Annotated in this window: 17 protein-coding genes; 6 read left to right on the forward strand and 11 right to left on the reverse strand. The window is 49.9% G+C overall.

Annotated elements, in window-relative coordinates; all coding sequences use genetic code 11:
• Window positions 1–5 precede the first annotated feature (5 nt).
• Together MJX74_RS16645 and MJX74_RS16650 are read right to left on the reverse strand one after the other, a co-directional pair.
• Entirely contained in the window at window positions 6–1,355 is a 1,350-nt protein-coding gene (locus tag MJX74_RS16645; protein ID WP_068237865.1) for a class II 3-deoxy-7-phosphoheptulonate synthase, read from the reverse strand.
• A 146-nt stretch (window positions 1,356–1,501) separates the two neighbouring features.
• Window positions 1,502–1,966: a low molecular weight protein-tyrosine-phosphatase gene (locus MJX74_RS16650; RefSeq protein WP_275692814.1), complete on the reverse strand. Its 465-nt coding sequence runs from the start codon at window positions 1,964–1,966 to the stop codon at window positions 1,502–1,504.
• A 135-nt stretch (window positions 1,967–2,101) separates the two neighbouring features.
• On the opposite strand from MJX74_RS16650, the gene MJX74_RS16655 reads away from it, so the two are divergent.
• Window positions 2,102–2,779, forward strand: a complete 678-nt coding sequence (locus MJX74_RS16655) for a helix-turn-helix transcriptional regulator (RefSeq protein ID WP_240224169.1) — start codon at window positions 2,102–2,104, stop codon at window positions 2,777–2,779.
• Here MJX74_RS16655 and MJX74_RS16660 read toward each other — a convergent pair.
• The 5 genes from MJX74_RS16660 to MJX74_RS16680 all read right to left on the reverse strand — a co-directional run bounded on the left by MJX74_RS16660 (window position 2,752) and on the right by MJX74_RS16680 (window position 6,319).
• Window positions 2,752–3,528, reverse strand: a complete 777-nt coding sequence (locus tag MJX74_RS16660) for a CsgG/HfaB family protein (RefSeq protein WP_068237856.1) — start codon at window positions 3,526–3,528, stop codon at window positions 2,752–2,754. The two genes, MJX74_RS16655 and MJX74_RS16660, sit on opposite strands and share 28 nt — an antisense overlap.
• The gene (locus MJX74_RS16665; protein WP_240224170.1) at window positions 3,529–3,912 is read right to left on the reverse strand and encodes a curli assembly protein CsgF; all 384 of its coding nucleotides are present in this window, start codon (window positions 3,910–3,912) and stop codon (window positions 3,529–3,531) included.
• An 11-nt stretch (window positions 3,913–3,923) separates the two neighbouring features.
• A complete protein-coding gene (locus MJX74_RS16670; protein WP_068237849.1) occupies window positions 3,924–4,304 on the reverse strand; it encodes a curli production assembly/transport protein CsgE in 381 nt (126 codons plus the stop codon).
• A 51-nt stretch (window positions 4,305–4,355) separates the two neighbouring features.
• Window positions 4,356–5,834, reverse strand: coding sequence for a hypothetical protein (locus tag MJX74_RS16675; protein WP_240224171.1), 1,479 nt, complete (start codon window positions 5,832–5,834; stop codon window positions 4,356–4,358).
• A gap of 83 nt (window positions 5,835–5,917) precedes the next feature.
• Complete coding sequence (locus MJX74_RS16680; protein WP_240224172.1) at window positions 5,918–6,319, reverse strand: curlin subunit CsgB; 402 nt, start codon at window positions 6,317–6,319, stop codon at window positions 5,918–5,920.
• A gap of 287 nt (window positions 6,320–6,606) precedes the next feature.
• Between MJX74_RS16680 and MJX74_RS16685 the strand changes: the two genes are divergently transcribed.
• The 4 genes from MJX74_RS16685 to MJX74_RS16700 all read left to right on the forward strand — a co-directional run bounded on the left by MJX74_RS16685 (window position 6,607) and on the right by MJX74_RS16700 (window position 13,045).
• Complete coding sequence (locus MJX74_RS16685) at window positions 6,607–9,096, forward strand: S8 family serine peptidase (RefSeq protein WP_240224173.1); 2,490 nt, start codon at window positions 6,607–6,609, stop codon at window positions 9,094–9,096.
• 123 nt (window positions 9,097–9,219) lie between these two features.
• Window positions 9,220–10,128, forward strand: a complete 909-nt coding sequence (locus MJX74_RS16690) for an AAA family ATPase (protein WP_240224174.1) — start codon at window positions 9,220–9,222, stop codon at window positions 10,126–10,128.
• Window positions 10,116–11,096 carry a DUF58 domain-containing protein gene (locus MJX74_RS16695; protein WP_240224175.1) on the forward strand — a complete coding sequence of 327 codons (981 nt, stop codon included), beginning with the start codon at window positions 10,116–10,118 and terminating at the stop codon, window positions 11,094–11,096. The genes MJX74_RS16690 and MJX74_RS16695 overlap by 13 nt, the downstream gene beginning before the upstream one ends.
• Entirely contained in the window at window positions 11,090–13,045 is a 1,956-nt protein-coding gene (locus MJX74_RS16700) for a transglutaminase TgpA family protein (protein WP_240224176.1), read from the forward strand. Before MJX74_RS16695 ends, MJX74_RS16700 begins: the two co-directional genes overlap by 7 nt.
• Here the strand turns inward: MJX74_RS16700 and MJX74_RS16705 are convergent.
• The 3 genes from MJX74_RS16705 to MJX74_RS16715 form a co-directional block, all read right to left on the reverse strand.
• The gene (locus tag MJX74_RS16705; protein ID WP_240224177.1) at window positions 13,010–13,258 is read right to left on the reverse strand and encodes a TIGR02647 family protein; all 249 of its coding nucleotides are present in this window, start codon (window positions 13,256–13,258) and stop codon (window positions 13,010–13,012) included. The two genes, MJX74_RS16700 and MJX74_RS16705, sit on opposite strands and share 36 nt — an antisense overlap.
• A 138-nt stretch (window positions 13,259–13,396) precedes the next feature.
• The gene (locus tag MJX74_RS16710; protein WP_240224178.1) at window positions 13,397–16,675 is read right to left on the reverse strand and encodes a S41 family peptidase; all 3,279 of its coding nucleotides are present in this window, start codon (window positions 16,673–16,675) and stop codon (window positions 13,397–13,399) included.
• Window positions 16,676–16,793: 118 nt separating this feature from the next.
• Window positions 16,794–17,936, reverse strand: coding sequence for a pyridoxal-phosphate-dependent aminotransferase family protein (locus MJX74_RS16715; protein ID WP_240224179.1), 1,143 nt, complete (start codon window positions 17,934–17,936; stop codon window positions 16,794–16,796).
• Between the two features lie 197 nt (window positions 17,937–18,133).
• On the opposite strand from MJX74_RS16715, the gene MJX74_RS16720 reads away from it, so the two are divergent.
• Window positions 18,134–18,475, forward strand: coding sequence for a zinc ribbon domain-containing protein YjdM (locus MJX74_RS16720; protein WP_240224180.1), 342 nt, complete (start codon window positions 18,134–18,136; stop codon window positions 18,473–18,475).
• Window positions 18,476–18,526: 51 nt separating this feature from the next.
• Here MJX74_RS16720 and htpX read toward each other — a convergent pair whose 3' ends face one another.
• Window positions 18,527–19,390 carry a protease HtpX gene (gene htpX / locus MJX74_RS16725; protein WP_240224181.1) on the reverse strand — a complete coding sequence of 288 codons (864 nt, stop codon included), beginning with the start codon at window positions 19,388–19,390 and terminating at the stop codon, window positions 18,527–18,529.
• Window positions 19,391–19,504: the final 114 nt, after the last annotated feature.

Raw genomic sequence — 19,504 nt, forward strand, 5'->3', positions numbered from 1 at the left:
CGTGATTATTTACGCGCAGTGCGTAGAGTATCGGCAATCAGGAAGGCTAATTCCAGTACCTGATCAGCATTTAACCGCGGATCGCACTGGGTGAAGTAGCGTTTACCCAAATCGTGCTCACTCAAGCCATAAGCACCGCCGGTACATTCGGTTACATGCTCACCGGTCATTTCCAGGTGGATACCGCCGGCATGGCTGCCTTCTGCTTTGTGCACCGCAAAGAAATTACGGATTTCGCGTAAGATGGCTTCAAAATCACGGGTTTTGTAGTCGTTGCTCGCTTTTACCGTATTGCCGTGCATCGGATCTGAACTCCACACCACTTTACGGCCTTCCTGCTGCACTTTACGTACTAAAGCAGGTAATTTATCAGCCAGTTTGTCGGCGCCCATACGGGTGATCAGGGTTAGGCGCCCTGCGACATTGTTCGGGTTAAGTGCATCAATTAAGCGGATCAGATCGTCCGGTTGCATACCCGGGCCCACTTTTACGCCAACCGGGTTGTGAATGCCACGGAAAAATTCAATATGCGCATGATCCAACTGACGCGTACGCTCGCCAATCCACACCATGTGGGCCGAGCAGTCATACCAGTCACCGGTTAATGAATCACGCCTTGTCAGCGCTTCTTCGTAGTTTAGCAACAAGGCTTCATGCGATGTATACAACTGGGTTTCACGGATAGATGGCGAATTTTGTCCGGTAATTCCGCAGATTTCCATAAAGCGCAGCGCTTCCTGAATACGCTGGGCGACATCCTGATAGCGATCTTTTAGCGGGTTAGACTCAACAAAGCCCATATTCCACTTACTAACCTGATGTAAATCGGCCAGACCGCCCTGAGCAAAAGCGCGTAGTAAATTCAGCGTAGCAGCTGAGTGATGATAAGCCGTGGTTAACCGGTTTGGGTCTGGCAACCTCGCAGCTTCAGTAAACTCAAAGCTGTTAACGATGTCTCCGCGGTAGCTTGGCAAAGACACACCATTAATCGTTTCCAGATCACTTGAACGCGGCTTGGCATATTGCCCTGCCATACGGGCGACCTTTACTACCGGCAAACCACCGGCAAACGTCAGTACCACCGCCATTTGCAGCAGTACTTTAAAGGTGTCGCGAATTTTAGGTGCGTTAAAATCGTTAAAGCTTTCGGCGCAGTCGCCACCTTGTAATAAAAAACCCTGACCTTCAGCAACCTGACCGAGCTGGCTAAACAGATCCCGCGTTTCCTGGGCAAACACCAGCGGCGGATATTTATGTAATTGCTGTTCAACACGGTGTAGCAAATCCTGATCCTTATAGCTTGGTTGCTGTTGGATGGGTAAGCTGCGCCAGCTTTGAGGCGTCCAGGTGGTCACGATGATTTTCCTATGTCTGATGAATTGCCATGCAAGTTATAGACTTCTGGACGTAAATTCAATGCTGAACATGGCATAATTTATGACAATTTTATCTGCGGGTGAAAAACTGCTGTTGTTTTGCTCAGTTACATCAAGCCAAAGCGTTAATCTGCCAGAAAGTCCACCAAGCCATCACAACCTTGTTCAATCAGCTGCAATACCAGCTCAAAGCCCCGGCTGCCGCCATAATAGGGATCAGGTACTTCAGTTATGGCCGGAAACTCTGGGTGGTATTGCAAAAATAACTGCAGCTTATGCTGCTGCTCTGGCGGGCAACGACGGCTTAACTCCTGTAAATTGTCCTTATCCATTGCCAGGATCAGGTCGTAATAGGCAAAATCCTGTTCTTTTACCGGCCTGGATGTTATGCCGTTAAATTTATAACCTTTCGCCTGCCCCTCCCGCACACTGCGCGGGTCTGCAGCTTCACCACGATGGGAGGCGCTGGTGCCCGCCGATTCTATTTCAACCGCCATGGCATATTGAGCCGCTTTATAACGCATAACCGCATGAGCTGTGGGCGAACGGCAGATATTCCCTAGACAAACAAATAAGATTTTCCTTGGCATAACAACTCCCTGTAAGTCAATTTTGCTATGCTAGCACGCTTTGAGCTGAACGTTAAATGGTTGCATAATGCTAAACACAGGTTCAGTATGACGTTTGCTGACGGGAGAATTTGATTGTTTTTCGGAGAGAAGTAAATGGATAAGTTTGTCAAACTTATCGTGCTGACGGAGCAGGAAACTGTACACAATATTTCACTGCTGGCACAGTCTGTCGGCATTAAAGTGCAACAACAAAGTCGTTCAGATGTATTACAAATGCCGCAACTTAAAGGCGGCACCTTACTGGCCTGCCCTTACCATGGTATAGATTTAAATAAAAAAGGCATGTCAGTAGAACTGCAATGTTTGCTGCAAAAAGCGCCTTTATTCTTTTTTCAGGCTGAACGTGCCTTGCTTAACCCCACCCAGGCATTAGTTAACGGTATTCGTGGTGCCATATACCGCGACGAGCAGTTAGACCGGGTACTAACCGCCTTGAAAACCATGATGGACGGCCAGTTATATTATGCCCGGCCGGTGATGTCCGAATTGCTGGATGAACTCTTGTTGCAAAAGCTGAACACCAATGCCGGGCAACGCCATGTAACAGACAGTAGCCTGTTAACCAGGCAAGAAAAACGTATTATTCAACTGGTGGCTGAAGGCTCGCGTAATAAAGAAATTGCCGACAACCTTAATATCAGTGCTCACACTGTAAAAGCCCATATGTCATCTATTTTCCGTAAAACGCAGGCCAGAAACCGTGTAGAGCTGCTGCGCTGGCTGCAGCAGCCCGGTAGGAATGATCACCCTTCGCTGGTAAGGCCAGCCTGAGTATCTGCCCGCCAAAACCCACGTTGCTGGCCCTGGCTTATCAGTTCAGCAACGGCGGTTTCAATAGCCTGCTTCACACAGTACTGCACCGGCTCGTTGGTTGAGTAACCGCCTTCAGCTTCCAATAAACGATTTAATGAGACATAACGAAATAGCCCAGCCCGCAGCTCCTGCGAAAATACCTTCTTATTACTGGCAACAGACAACAGCACCTGGCCGGTATGCACATCTACTGCACGCAGATAAATGGTGACCTGATCTTCCCGGTATAGCTCAGACGCGCCAACACCAAAGTATTCCGCGCCAATACCGCCGGTAGTCAGGTTGGTTTCATAACTGATAATACCGCCTTCAAACAGTAAACGGGCTTCTTTTAGCGGTGGCAGTTCAGCCGCTTTTTTATTCGAGCCATGAATTTTGCGCTCTGTCAGCAGGTTTTGCAGCCCTTCACGCTCAAGCGGTGCAAACCAGCCACTGTCCAGTAAGGTTTGAGTCAGTATCGAGGTTGCGCCCTGAGTGACGGCAGTTGAGAAACTGGAAACATTTGCCTGAGGCTTATATTGCCCGGTTTGATCACGAAAGGTGTATACCGACACCGGAATAGCCAGCCTGGGTCTGTTACCTTGCTGTAACTCCTGCATCAAGGCACTTGGTGCGTCAATGCTGGCAGCAGAGATATTAATTGCCGGTTTGGGTAATAACGAACAGCCGCTAAGCAAGGCAACGGTAAGGAAAAATACTGCTTTCATTTATCCTCCAATTACCGGAATAGTAATAATGGTCACTTCACCGCTATCAAGGTTGGTAATATTAACTATTACACTGCCGTCGGTGTCGGTAACAACTTCAACCAGAAACTCGCCAGTATTATATACCCCTTCGACCAGCTCGCCGTCGGCTATGCGCCGGGTAAGCGAGTTAATAATATTACGCTCTAAAGCGTCACGAAACTTATCAACAAAAGACTGGCCCGGATTAGCTGCAGTATGGGCATTTTGGCTTTGGGCTTTTTGCAGTAAAAAATTACCATTTAATGCATTACCGCCAAAACTCGGGTTTATCGGTGTATATACCAGTTCAGTTGCCTGAATACCGGCGCTTAGCATGAATAACAGCAGAAATATCCACTTCATTTTTAATCCTTTCACAGCTCATTGCTCTGTGGGTCACCCAGCATACGCGCAGTTTGTATATTGGCTAACTCGTTAATACTTAAAAGAATGGCTTGTTCAGCCATTTGTTTGACGTCGTTATAGCGCCGGCCGAAATAGGTCTGATATACCCGGCTCTGGTTCATTTCTACCCACAAGAACGTGCCGGCTTGCGGGTATACCTGTTCATAAACCACCACCGTAATACCATCAGTTCCCGGCATATCGCGCCAGTAACCGGCATAGTAATAGGTAAAGTCTTTACCAAAACGCGAAATGGTGCGATCAAGCACCAGTCCTTCCAGCTCAATATCGGCAGCGGCCAGCGGCAAGCTCAGGCCGCAGGCCAGCAACAGAATAAAAAGTAATTTCATAGCAGGCTTAATAAAGCGGGCTCAGACAGCCAGGCCGCCTGAGCCAAGGCCTTAGTTTTGTACTACGATGGCGGTATTGAAATCGCCATTTTGCGTGACGCTCATCAGGTTGCCCTGGCCTGACTGGCTGCCCAGCACCAGGTTGTCATTGCCGTTCTGGGTAATAGACACCAGGCCGTCGTTACCACCTAAGGCAAAATAACCGTTATCACCGGCTACCCAGTTGCCACTGCCTGATTGTAATATATCCAGTGTGTTGGCATTACCGGCAATTAACACGTCAACCAGGTTAATATCGCCGCTTTGCTCTACGTTTGCGCTGTTACCATTAACAGCTACATCGCTGGTTATCAGCAACTCATTGGCAGAACCTGACTGATCAATGTAAAAATCGTTGTCATCACCCAGCACGTCAACCACAGCAAAGTTGGTATCACCTAATTGCTGTATATCTGCACTATTGCCAGCACCACCTAAGCCTGCAGCGGCAATATTATCGTCGCCCCGGCTGTAAATTGTAGCGCTGTTATCACTACCTACCAGCGCCAGTTCAGCGGTGTTACCGTCGCCGCGCTGAATAACTTCTACGTTATGGCCATCGCCATCAGTAGCAAATAAAGCGGTGTTAAGATTACCGTCTTGCCAGATATCAATTTGGTTGTCGTTACCTACTAAGCCAAGCGGTGCTTCAATAAGGTTGCCATCACCACGCTGATCAATTAGCACCAGATTTTGCTCGCCCTGTAACGGGTCAAGCAGAAACTGGTTAGCGTTACCATCCTGATACACGTCAATCAGATTATCATCGCCCGTCAGATTAGACAGGATAAAAACGTTTCCGTCGCCTTGCTGCTGCACGAAAGTGCTATTGTTGTCGCCGCTTACACCCACAATACCGCCAACGTTAGCATTACCGGTTTGTTCGGCTTCAAAAGTATTGCGGTTACCGGCCAGATTAAACATACCGGCTTCGTTGTTATCGCCAACCTGTACACTGAACAAGCTGTTGTCATCACCACTGAAACCGGCATTGGCCCAGTTAGCATTACCTTCCTGGCTTGTTTCGACCAGGTTGCTGTTACCGGTAATGTTGATAAAGGTTTCATTTAACTCGCCAAGTTGTAACACGGCGGCATCATTGATATTGCCGGTAATAACCGCTTCAGCAACATTGTAAAAGCCATCTTGCGTCATGCTTACGGTATTTTCATCGCCAACAATATCTATATAAGCGATATGCCAGTCAGTTAACTGTTCGGTGCGGGTTTGGTTATCATTGCCGCTAACAAAGTGATAAGCCTCCAGCCAGACACCATCCTGGGTAGCACTGGCCGTATTGATGCTACCGTTTTGGTCAATAACAGCAAGGCTGACTTCGCCGCTTTGTGTCACTTCAGCCAGGTTGCCTTCAACCGCTGCTGCCGATGTCTGGTTAATAATAACTTCATTGCTGACAGCCATTGCCGGTGCTGACATTGCCAGCGCAACCGTAAGGCCAAGTATATGTTTACGTGAAATTAGACCTTTCATCTGATTCTCCCTAACTCATTGTTGTTTATTAATTTATTTTTTCATTTTTAATTGGGTAGTGTTACTGCAACAGTGCAGCGTTGTCAGTACTGGACGATAGAAATACGCTCTCCCACACCGCTTTGCTCAATGGACAACTCTCTGTTGCCCCACTGCTCTACCCGGATCAGATTGCTTTCACCACTTTGAATGATGTTGGCAATGTTATTGTTGCCGGTTTGCATCAGCTCAGCCTGATGGCCATAACCGGTTTGCTGCAACAAAATTTGATTCAGCACACCTTGTTGCAACAGCACGGCATAATGAGCCTGGCCTGACTGAGTAACATCGGCCACATTCAAATCCCCCAATTGCGTGATATCAACACCGCTTGCCAGTGCCCGTCGCTCAAGCAGAGACGTCATTTGCAACGAGATATCTGCATGCACGCTGCCGCTTATCAGCAACAAACTCACTAACGCCAGCTTTTTGTTAACACTATGCAAAATATCCACCTCAAATCGTTACGACGAAAGTTAGGCTAAAGCACCACGAAAAAGGCGCAATAGGAATAAAGAGCTATTTTTACAAACATTTAAAACACAACTAAAAACAAAATAAATATTAATAAACAAACATATATGAAATATCATTTACAACTACCCCACCTATTAACCTAGTTAATTTGGCTTATTTTTGTATAAATTGTTTAATAGTTGTTGCATTGCGTGCTATTCCTAGTTGGTGCTAAAAATAAGCATATTTTTCACAATTAATTAATCTGGGGACAGTTATGACTAATAAAAAAATGATCACATTGGCTGTAGCGGCAGCCTTGTTATCAGCAAATGCACTGGCTGACACAACGGTAAACTCAGCAGACAATGCTGTATTGGTGATGTTTAAACATGGCGTATCCAAACAAGAGCGTGAAACTGTAATTCAACAACATGGCGCCAGCCTGCGTCAGTTGGATGCACAGGGCCGCGATATGAAAATGCGCTATGTTGCAGATGGTCGTATTGTTAAAGTTCAGGTGCCCAAAGGAGTGAACCGCGATCATTTGATCAAAAAACTGGCATCAAACCCGGCCATTGAAGTAGCTGAACCGGATTATCCGTTACATGCCTTGGCAGTGCCAAATGACCCCAGCTTCGGTGATTTATGGGGCCTGCAAAACACAGGTCAAAACGGCGGCACTGCAGGTGCCGATATTAAAGCGGTTGATGCCTGGGATATCTCTACCGGCAGCCATGACATTATTATTGGTGTAATCGACAGCGGTATGGACTATACCCACCCGGATCTTTTAGACAACCGCTGGGTAAACCCGGGTAATCTGCCAGGCAGCACCTATGGTTATTCAACGTTAAATGCTGAGCAAGATCCTATGGACAGCGACAGCCATGGTACTCATGTAGCGGGTACTATAGGTGCATCAGGAAATAATGGCGTTGGCATTACCGGCGTAAACTGGAGTGTAACCTTATTACCTTGTCAGTTTTTGGGGCCTTTGGGCGGTAGCACTGCAGGTGCCATCGAATGTATTGACTATTTTACTGATTTAAAACTAAACCACGGTGTTGATATTAAAGCAACCAACAACTCCTGGGGTGGCGGTGCTTTTTCTGAAACCTTAAGGGCTGCAATTCAGTCGGGTGGCGATGCAGGTATTCTGTTTATTGCCGCAGCAGGCAATGACGGCGCAGATGCAGACAGCACGCCAATGTACCCGGCGGCTTATGATCTTGATGTTATCGTATCTGTTGCATCTACCGACAGAAATGACGATCTATCTATTTTTACCAATGGCGCCTCTAACTATGGTGCCACTTCGGTGGATCTTGGCGCTCCTGGTTCGGCCATATTATCTACCGTGCCCGGTGGCGGCTACGCCAGCTACTCAGGTACTTCTATGGCATCGCCTCATGTGGCAGGTGTGGCAGCATTATTGTGGTCAGTTAACCCTGAAATCACACCGCTGGAAATGAAAGCTATTTTGATGGACTCAGGCGACAGCCTGCCAGCGTTAGACGGTAAAACCGTATCCGGCAAACGACTGAATGTATCCAGTGCGATGGTTGAAGCCGATCCTACTCCGTCATTTAAGCTGTCTATCAGCCCGCGTACTCAGCAAATTACCGCCGGTGATGCCGCACAATACACGCTGGACGTTGGCAATATCGCGGAATGGACAGGCGAAGTAGCCCTGACTGTAGATGTAGAACCTGCATTAGATGGTGTCAGTTTATCTGCCAGTACGGCACAGCCAGGTGATACTGTGACGCTGGACGTTGCAACCTCAGCTGATACCGACTGGGGTAGCTATCAGTTTACCGTGACTGGCGTCGACAGCGCGACCGGTGAGCTGGTGAAATCGGTCAATGCCAGCCTGAATATATTGCCGCAAGGCTTGCAGGATTATTCATTCAGCAACAACGCTGCTGTGGCTATTCCGGATAATGATGCTAACGGTATAGAAAGTGTTATCAATGTGCCACAAACCGGCGTTGTATTCGGTGCTGATGTAGGTGTAAACATTACCCATACCTGGCGTGGTGATTTACTGGTTAAACTGCGCTCACCTGAGGGTTCAGAACATACTCTGCATAACCGTACCGGTGGCAGTGAAGATGATTTGGTACAAAGCTGGCAAGTGGACAGCTTTAACGGCGAAAGCATGCAGGGCGACTGGACACTGGTTGTGTCTGATAACGCAGGCCTGGATACCGGCACCCTCAATAGCTGGACACTGACACTGAGCGCCTTGTCTGACGATGATACCCCACCCGGCCCTGTGGCACCGGTAGCTGATTTCAGCTTTGTTGCTTCAGGTTTAACGGTTAACTTTACCGATCTTTCCACCGATGCAGATAACGATATCAGCAGCTGGAGCTGGGATTTTGGCGACGGCAATCAGGCCGATACTGCCAGCCCAAGCCATACCTATGCCAGCAGCGGCAGTTACAGTGTCAGCTTAACCACCACTGACAGCACCGGCCTGAGCAACACCGCAGAGAAAACAGTCACCGTAACCGACAGCACCATTGCACTTACCCTGCAACGCTCTGTGCGCACCCGCACCGGTTCAACCATTGTTGATCTGCGCTGGACAGGTGCATCCGGTGAGGTAGATCTGTTCCGCGATGGTCAGTTGGTAGAGACTATTGATAATAGCGGCAGCTACCGTGATCGTTTTAACTCACAGGCCGCCACGGTAACGTACAAGATTTGTCTGGCAGGCACAGACGCTTGTTCGGCAGATTTAACTGTTAACTTCTGATAGTAAGCTCAGAGTGTTCTGCAGGCGGCTTCGGCCGCCTTTTTTATTTGCAGTTCTGCACCGCAGAGGTAGTATGAACCAACGGCATAATGTTATTTCCGCTCACAGCAGTAAGGAGCCACGGTGTTAACTCAGTTGCATAACGTAGAGCAAAGCCTTAATCAGGTGATTCTGGGAAAAAGCAGCCAGATCCGGCTGGCACTATGTTGCCTGCTGGCAGAAGGCCACTTGTTGCTGGAAGATTTGCCCGGTATGGGAAAAACCACGCTGGCGCATGCCCTGGCAAACAGCCTTGGCTTGAGTTACCGCCGGGTACAATTTACCAGCGATTTACTGCCTGGTGATTTGGTTGGTATGAACATTTACGATGCCCGGTCACAACAATTTCGCTTTCAGGCCGGCCCTGTATTCAGCCAGGTATTACTGGCAGACGAGATAAACCGCGCCAGCCCGAAAACACAAAGCGCGCTGCTCGAAGCGATGGAAGAGAAACAAGTATCAGTAGATGGTGAAACCCGCGCCCTGCCCACGCCGTTTTTTGTTATTGCCACACAAAACCCGTTATTTCATGCCGGCACTTCAGCACTGCCAGAGTCGCAGCTGGACCGCTTTATGTTTCGCCTGTCGCTGGGCTTTCCTGATCATCAGGCTGAACATCAGCTACTGCAACGCGACAGCAGTACGTCTCGGCTGGAGCTCCTCACCGAGCAACTCAATACCGGGCAACTGCGTGTCTTACAGCAGCAAGTGCCCAAAGTAGCGGCATCAGACGCCCTGATAGATTATTTATTGGCGCTGGTTAACAGTAGCCGCCATCGCAGCGATATGTTGCCACTTTCCCCCCGTGCATCAAAAGCTATTTTGCGGGCAGCCAAAGCGTTCGCCCTTATTAACCAGCGCGATTATGTTACCGCTGCAGATGTACAGCAGGTGTTTCCTTATGTGGCTGAACACCGGCTGGCGCCATCTTCGGATGCCCAGGAAAGCCGGTTAAGCCAGTTGTTGTTATTACAGACGCCATGCCCAATCTGACGTTAAAACAGCGGCTATATCAGCGATACTGGCAACTGCTCAGCCGTTATCTGGATAAGCGCCAACCGGCAGCTGACAAGGTTAGGCTGGTACAAAAGCTGATTTTTATTCTGCCAACCCGCTATGGCTGGTGGTTTGTGCTGTTGATTACGCTGTTATATTTATTGGGCACTAACTATCAAAACAACCTGATCTTATTGTTGTGCTATTTATTGCTGAGTGTGTTTTTGGTCAATATTGTGCTGGCTTACCAGAATATCAGTGGCTTAACACTGCAATGTAAACAAGCGGCAGAGGGCTTTGCCGGTGAAGCAACAACTGCAGCAGTGAACCTTAGCGACGATAAAAAACACCTGATGCTGAACATGCATTTTGTGCAGCCCGATAACACAAATGACAGTGACACAAGGCAAAACGAAACAGTATTACTAAGCCAGCCCGCGACAACCGCAACACTAAACCTTAACGGCACAAAGCGCGGTAAATACGCCCTGCCACGTATAAAGATAACCAGCCAGTATCCGTTTGGTTTATGGCGCGCCTGGAGCTATATCGCACTGGCGCAGCACTATTGGGTTTATCCCAATCCTGATGCAGATAAATCTGCGGTTAACATCTCATCCGTTGATGCCAGCCAGCAAGCGAAAACTGATGCCGGTGAAACACTATCCCCCTACCGTGCCGGCGATAGCGTGCGGCATATGGTATGGAAACGCCTGGCCCGCGACCCGGCGAATCCGGTTGTCCGGCAACAATATTTTTCTGCTCAGGCAGAGCCCAGCTGGGTAGTTGTGCCGCCGTTATCGGGTGATGCCTTAGAGCGGGCATTGCGGTATGCCTGCCGGCAATTATTGCAACTGGAGCAATCAGGCAGCAGTTACGGGCTTAAACTGCCGGCACTGACACTGCCTCAGGCAAAGGGCCCGCAGCATTTACAACGTTGCCTGCAGGAGCTGGCACTGTGCTGACACAACAGATGCTGCAACAAAAAAATTTACTGCTGAGCTGGGCTGCCATTCAGTTTTCATTGTTGCTGCTACTGCAGCAAGCCTTTGCCGGCTGGGTTATTGCCATATTTGCTTTGCTGCTACTGTACCGGTTGCTCAGTGTATTTAGAGCCAAAGCGGCGATTAGCCTCAAACTGGTCAATGTACTGGCGGGCATTATCGCGATAACATTCTTTTTGCAGCTTCAACAAGCCGGTGTATTGCACTTTATGCTGCAAATTTTGCTGTTGGCGGCCACCGCGCGCCTGCTGGCGTTGCAGCATTTGTACGAAGCCCGTCAACTGGTGTGGGTGCATTATTTCCTGATTGCCTGCTGCTTTATTTTGCATCAGGACATGTTGATAGCCGTATTTATTTTGCTGGTGTTTGCCGTTAACCTGTACAGCCATTACCGGCTGTTTTCGCCCTCTGTCAGCCAGGTAAACTGGTCGCAGACAGGCCGCAGCCTGCTTATTATTCTGCCACTGTGGCTGGCAATGTTTTTACTATTCCCGCGCCTGCCACCATTCTGGCAGATCCCCAATGCTAACATCGCCAGTACCGGCCTTAGCGATACCCTGGATCCGGGCAGCATAGAACAATTGGTACAAGATGACAGCCTGGCATTTCGGGTAGAATTTGACGGTGCCCTGCCACCACGGCAGCAGCTGTACTGGCGCGCCAGGCTATACGAAGATTTTGATGGCAGGCGCTGGCAGGTAAATGCACTGCGGCAAAATGCCAGCCGCCAGCGCGCGGCAGATACAGCTACAGATAGCAGCCTGAGTTACCGCATTATTGCTGAGGCCAGCCAGCAAACCGGCTTATTTGCCCTAGCGACACCAGTTAGTAGCAGCAGTAATGTTTTTATCAGCCCCAGTGGGCTGTTAAGCAGCAATAAGCCGGTGAGCCAACGGTTAAGTTATCAGGTAAGCAGTAGCCTTGCGCCTGTCACACTGGTAGCTGAACAGGAGCAACTGCTTAACCTGCGCACCGCGCCGGGTAACCCGCAGACACAGCAATTTGCCTATCAGCTCAAGCAGCAATATCCACAAAGCCATGATCTGGTGCAAGCTCTGGCAGAGCATTTTCGCCAGCAGCCATTTTATTACAGCCTTACCCCGCCGCCGCTTGGCAGCAATAGTATTGATGCCTTTTTGTTTGACAGCCGTACCGGCTTTTGCAGCCATTATGCGTCGGCCAGCGCCGTTATTTTACGCCACGCTGGTATTGCTGCGCGGGTGGTTGGTGGCTATCAAGGCGGTAACTGGCACCCGCAGCAAGGTTATCTGGCGGTACGGCAACGTGAAGCACACGCCTGGGTAGAATATTTACATAACGGCGTTTGGCAGCCATTTGATCCAACCGCAGCGGTAGCACCAGAGCGTATTCTGGATAGCCTGGATTCAGCCTTGCCGGAAGCTCAGCGTGCTTTACTGGATCCGGGCTGGCGCCAGCTGGCTATACTGCAAAATGTGCGACAGCAGCTGATGCACCTCGACTATTACTGGTCGGTATGGGTACTGGGATTTGACGATACCAGTCAGCGCCAGCTGTGGCGTAACCTTTACCGCCACCTGCCTGCTATTGCTTATTCAGTGGCTGCGTTGTTTAGCATTATCATTGTATTGCTGTTGTATTACCGCTTAACACAAAGCGGCACTGACAACACACCACAAGCAACAAAACAGCTGTATCGCTATATGGGCAAGGCATTGGCGACAAAACCGCCATCGCTACCTGTTTCGGCATTTTTACTGCAATGCGCTAAGCGCTACCCGGCACACGATGTGTGCCTTAAGCAGTTAACTGCACTATACGAGCAAGCATTATATAAAGAGGATGCAGAGGCACTTAATCAGCTGAAACAACTACTTAAGTGCCATAAAGCAGAGTTAGGCCGGTTGCGGCGTGCCATTAAGAATGCGTAAAGCCGTTTGCAGATGTTCGGCACAATGAATGCCAAGATCGGTCAGGTAACCGCCATCTTCCTGTGTGACCAGCCCTTTGTCGTACAGGCGTCTGATTGCCGCCAGCGTATCCGTATCGGCCGATTTGTGAACTTTAATTCCCTCCATGGCACTGTCCAGATTAAACAAGGTTAACACGCGAATTTCAGCATTAAGTTGTGGTGATATTGGCATAGGTGGGTTCCTGCTCTGTTGTTTTACTCACCATAGCTGCCCTTGGCCTAAAAGCAAAGCGCTGATGTGAAATACCGCAGTAAAAAAAGCCCGGCAATCTCACCGGGCTAATACAGGGCGGAGTTGTCGCCAAATGTGCTAAGGCAGAACATCAGCCGCCAGCGGCGTTGCCATAGGTTGTGCTCTTAGCGGCGCAACCGGCTGGCTCTGCAATTTTTGCTGCAGGTAAGCTATAGCCTGCTCTAATTGCGCATCTTTGCCGTTAAAGCGGGCATAAGGTAAGTTATCCACTTCCTGATCCGGTGTTACGCCATAGCCTTCAATGATCCAGCGTCCGTCCATGGCAAACTGAGCGGTTTCCGCCACCCGTGCCATGCCGTTATCGGCCAGCCGGTTACGGCCGGATAACCAGACACCGGCGCCGGCAGTACGCTTACCAATTAATGGTCCAAGCCCCAGCGCTTTAACCCCGGCAGAGAAGGTTTCGCCATCTGAGTAGGTCAGTTGGTCGGTTAATACCACCAGGTGGCCACGAAACGCCTGTTGCATATTGCTATAGGCATCACCCTGGGTCGGCTGCCAGAATGCCCAGGCCCGGCGCAACAGTTTTTCAATGATCCAGCTGTCAATATTACCGCCACGGTTGCGCCTTACATCAATAATTAAACCGGGTTTATCATAGTGGGCATAAAACTCGCGGGCAAAGTTGGCAATATCATTGGCGCCCATCGCATACAGGTGCAAATAACCCAATTGGCTATTTGTAGCATCAGCAACCTGCTGCTGATTGGCTGATACCCAATCCTGATACCGCAGCATGCTATCACTGGCGCTGCTCACCGGTTCGACAACTGTTTGCCATTGCTGTTTGCCCCGCTGCAAAGTTAACAACACCTGCTTACCGGCCTGGTTACGCAGTGCCTGAGTCAGGCCCGGTAAATCTGTTATCGCCAAGCCGTTAATAGCCATTAGGGTATCACCTACCCTGGCATTAACACCGGGTTTAGCCAGTGGCGCGGCGTATGCCGGTAATTCGCTATCGCTGCGGTAGATATGGCTAATCACCAGCCCCTCTTTAGCAGCGTTAAATTCTGCCCCCAGGCTGGCTGCTTTCGCTGCTGTTTCATCAGCACGATATTCGCCACCGCGCACCTGCGAGTGCAACGCATTAAGCTCGCCCATCATCTGGGCAAAAATATCATCCAGTTCATGCCGGTCTGTCACTCTGGCCAGCAGCGGCTGGTATTTCGCTTTACTGGCGTTCCAATCCAGGCCGCGCATGCCTTTATCGAATAAAAAGTCACGATGCATGCGCCAGCCGTCGGCAAACATTTGCTGCCATTCATCTGCCGGGTTAATACTCAGCTGCCAACTGTCAATATTAAGCCGGCTTTTGGCCAGATCAGCAGGCGCTTTATCGCCGGCATCTACTACATACATGGCGCCAGCGCCCTCGCTACTGTGCTTGCGCATAAACAGTTTTTTGCCATTGGCAGCTAACTGATAATCAGCGATATCGCTGGCAAATACCTCAGCTTTGGCTTCTGTTTGGCTAAATTTAATTTGCTTTAATACCGGTTTGCTACCCGGGCCACTGCTGCTATCCAGCAGGTACAGCCGTTTATCTGCTACTGCCAGTTGCTGATAATTACCGGCCGCTACCGGCACCTGCCACAAGCGGGCGCTAAGGCCATCCCAATCCACTAATGTCGCTTTTTTTCCGCTCAGGCTGGCTTTAGCTGCTTTGTCGTCACAGTTTTCCAGCTCTTGCACCGGCCGAAACGCAAAGCAGGCTTGCTGCTTCAGGCTAACAGCAAACAGCTGGCTGCGCCGGTCAAACATCGGCCCCAGGTTTCTGTCGCCCCAGGGGTGACCCGGAGTAGCACTAAACTGCCGATCCGAGACAAAATACAGCCAGAGACCATCGGGGCTGAAAGCCGGTGCAAAGGAGGTATATTTATCGGAGGTCAGCACCGCACTTTTTTGTTCAGCCAGGCTGTACAACACAACCTGCGGGCGGCTTTGTCTGGAGGAATTAAGCGTAAATGCCAGTAACTTGCTATCGGCCGACCAATTAATGTCGTCATAACCGGCCAGGCCTACACCGCCACTGTATACCTTGCTGTTACGGCCAGTGCTTAGCTGCAACAGCCACAGATCGCCGTTTTTATCATCGTGCGCCAGATAGTCGCCATCGGGCGATAACTTTAACTGCCAGCGATGCCCGCTGCCATCTTTGGTTAATTGCTGCGCGTTAGCTGAGCCATCGGCAGCAAAGCGCCAAATTTCATTTTCACCACTGTGATCGTTAATGGCATAGACCCATTTACCATCTTTAGACAGCACCGCCGCGCGTGAACGGCTGCCAGCCGGCGTACTAATTTGCACCAGCCGTTGTTTGCCAGGCATAGCCAGCGCTATCTGGCTGCGGGCAGTTACCACCACTTTATCGCTGTTATCCTGCTGCGCCTGATAAATAGCCGAATTAAAATACTGCAGTGGTTTGCTGATAATACGTTCGCGCTGTTGCACTAAATCAGACTGTATCTCAAGTGCTAAAGTACGGCTTTGGCCATCGGCCAGTTGTAGCAGCTGTAAATCGGCACCCAGCTGATACACAATACGCCCATCTGACACACTGATGCGGCCAATGCGCCAGTCCTGATGAAAACTGTGCTGCTTAAAATCACCGCCTGAAGCGGCAACCGACCAGATATTGCTGTTACCGTCGGCATCACTGACAAAGTACACCCGGCCCTGATAAAACAGCGGCTGGCTGATGCTGCCTTTGTGGCCTTTGCTTAGCAGTACGGCTTCATCTTTGCTGCCCAAGGTCCAGCGCCATAGCTCACCCATGGCACCGCCGCGGTATACCTTGCTATTGTCGCCGGTAAGCTGCAAACCAAAACGGCTGAAAAAGACATGACCACCTTGCTCGTCTATGCTGCCGCCGGAGGCATCAGCCAGCGGTAAGGTTTCAGTGGCTAAACTTAGCGGATCAACCGTCTTCAGCAGCCAGTAATTGGCCGGGCCGGCCGCGCTGTCGGTGGCATATAAAATACGGCCATCGGCTAGCCACTGTTGAATACGCACCCGGCTGTTTTCATAGCTGATACGTTTGGCTACGCCACCGGCTAACGGCATCAGGTAAATCTCTGTCGCGCCATCATAATCGGCAACAAAGGCCAGTTGGCTACCATCTGGCGATAACAGCGGCTGGGTTTCTTCTGCAGCATGGCTGGTAATACGCCGGGCTTTTTCGCTATTTAGCGAGCCCTGCCATAAGTCGCCTTCAGCGGTAAACACCAGTTGCTCCTGCTGCAAAACCGGTGAGCGGTAATAACCCTGTACTGCCAATGCAGGCAAAGACAATAAACCCGGCAAAGCCAGGCTTAATAAGGTGTAACGTAGTTTCATTATGGCCCCGTAGCTATTTGGTGTAGTTATGTTGCTGTTGTGCTTCAACTTAGCAGAAGTGGCACAACGCGCCAAACAAAAACGACCAAATAACCACAAGGCATGATTAGCCATTAAACTACCGCAAAACATCCTCTAACGCCTTGATACACAGCGCGATATTTTCGCGCCGGGCAGCATAACCCATCAGGCCGATGCGCCATGCTTTACCGGCTAAATCGCCAAGGCCGGCGCCTATTTCCAGATTGTATTGCGTTAGCAACTGTTTGCGCACGGCGGCATCATCCACGCCCTGCGGAATATACACACTGTTAAGTTGCGGCAAGCGGTACGGCTCGGCTACGACAAACTTCAGCCCCAAATTGGTTAAACCTTGTTTTAGCAGCTCATGCATATCAGCATGGCGCTGCCAGCTTTGCTCCAGCCCTTCAGCGGCCAGCAAACGCAGCGATTCATGTAGGGCATACAGCGCATTAACCGGTGCCGTGTGGTGATAACTGCGTTTAGCACCGCCGCTCCAGTAACTCATTACCAGGCTTTGATCTAAAAACCAGCTTTGTACCGGCCGCGTACGCGCTTTTATACGCTCAACCGCTTTTGCAGAAAATGACACCGGCGATAAACCGGGCACACAGGATAAACACTTCTGACTGCCGGAATAAATGGCATCTATGCCCCAGTCATCTACCCGCAGCTCAACGCCGCCTAACGAGGTAACCGCATCTACGATGGATAAGCAATCATATTGCTGCGCCAGCGCACACAGGGTTTTCGCATCAGACAAGGCACCGGTGGAGGTTTCAGCATGCACAAAGGCCAGATACTTCGCCTGCGGGTTAGCTTTTAAAGCCGCCTCCACTGCTGCCGGGTCTACCGGCTCGCCCCAGGCATTATCAACAGTAATGGCCGTGGCACCACAACGCTCAACGTTTTGGCGCATCCGCTCGCCAAATACGCCGTTGCGGCAAACAATCACCGTATCACCGGGCTCCAGTAAATTAACAAAGCAGGTTTCCATACCGGCACTACCCGGTGCTGACACCGCCAGCGTCATCTCATTTTGGGTTTGAAAGGCATACTGCAGCAGCTGTTTTAGCTCATCCATCATGCCGATAAACAGCGGATCTAAATGCCCTACTGTCGGCCTGGCCTGTGCAGCCAGCACCTGTGGGTGTACATCGGAAGGCCCCGGGCCCATTAAAATGCGTCGAGGTGGTAAAAAAGCGTCTATTATCGGTGGCGGTAACATAGCCTGTTGCATAGTAACTCCGTACAGTTATTTTTGCTTTACCATAGCAAAATCGCGCTTTGATAGCAGTATTGTTCGGCTATTGCCGCTATTCAAGGGATCAATAGTTCAAAGGATTAATAGCTCAAAGGATCAATAGTGCCACTGCAGGGCCAGCCTGAGGTATAATGCGCGTTTTTGCGCTTAAGCGCAGTTTCAGGAACCCTGCTATGAGTACATTACCCGCCTGCCCTAAATGCCAGTCTGCTTACACCTATGAAGATGGCGCCTTACTAATTTGTCCGGAGTGCGGCCATGAATGGTCGGCCAATGCGGTGGACACCGCAGACAGCAAGCAAATTCGTGATAGCGCCGGTAATGTGCTGCAAGATGGCGATACCGTTACCGTGATCAAAGATTTAAAAGTGAAGGGCTCATCCTCAGTGGTAAAAATTGGCACTAAGGTGAAAAACATCCGTTTGGTGGATGGCGATCATGATATCGACTGCAAAATTGATGGTTTTGGTGCTATGAGCTTAAAATCGGAATTTGTGCGAAAAGTACAAGAGTAAAATAAACAAAACGGGGCCTAAAGCCCCGTTTTAGTCTGTTAACTGATGTAGTTAAAAACGTCCGCGCAGTGCTGCAATACGTTTTTCCAGCGGCGGGTGGCTTAGAAACAGCTCAGATTTAGCCGCACCACCAGCAATACCAAAGGCCATCATGCTGCCTTCCAGCCGGCTTTCGTGGTTATGCTTTAACCGCTCAAGCGCAGCGATCATTTTATTCGGTCCGCCTTCCAGCTTGGCCGCACCGGCATCGGCACGGTATTCACGCTGACGCGAAAACCACATCACGATAATACTGGCCAGCACGCCAAACACCATTTCCAGCACTATTACCGTGGCAAAATAAGCTAAGCCACCGCCCTGATTATTATTGCCGTTATTGTTCAGCATGCCGGCAATTAAGCGTGCGAGGAAAATAACAAAGGTGTTTACCACACCCTGGATCAGCGTCAGCGTAACCATATCACCGTTAGCAATGTGCGACACTTCGTGTGCCAGCACAGCCTCTACTTCGTCTTCGCGCATATTGCGCAGCAAACCGGTGCTTACCGCAACTAAGGCGTTGTTACGGTTCATACCGGTGGCGAAAGCATTCATTTCCGGTGAATCGTACACTGCCACTTCCGGCATACCAATACCGGCAGCTTTCGCCTGACGCGCTACGGTGGTCATTAACCATTGCTCTGTGGCGTTACGTGGTTGCTCAATTACCACTGCGCCGGTAGAGCGTTTTGCCATCCATTTTGAAATAGCCAGGGAGATAAAAGAGCCGCCAAAACCAAATACAGCAGCAAATACTAATAAGCCGCCAATACTGCTGCGATCAACACCAAGGAAACTGAATACGATATTGAGCACTATGCTCAGCACCAGAATAACCGCCAGGTTAGTGGCTAAAAATAAAACGATACGCTTCATACTGCTTTCCTCAATTGGTTTACTGCACGTAATATATGGCTTTGGAAGGCATTTTCAATTTAATCTGCGCGGATTATTTGTAAGAAAAGGTGTCTGGCGTAGTGCTTTTGGCTA

Origin of the sequence: Rheinheimera hassiensis, assembly GCF_022436675.1 — a bacterium.
Classification (GTDB): Bacteria; Pseudomonadota; Gammaproteobacteria; order Enterobacterales; family Alteromonadaceae; genus Alishewanella; species Alishewanella hassiensis.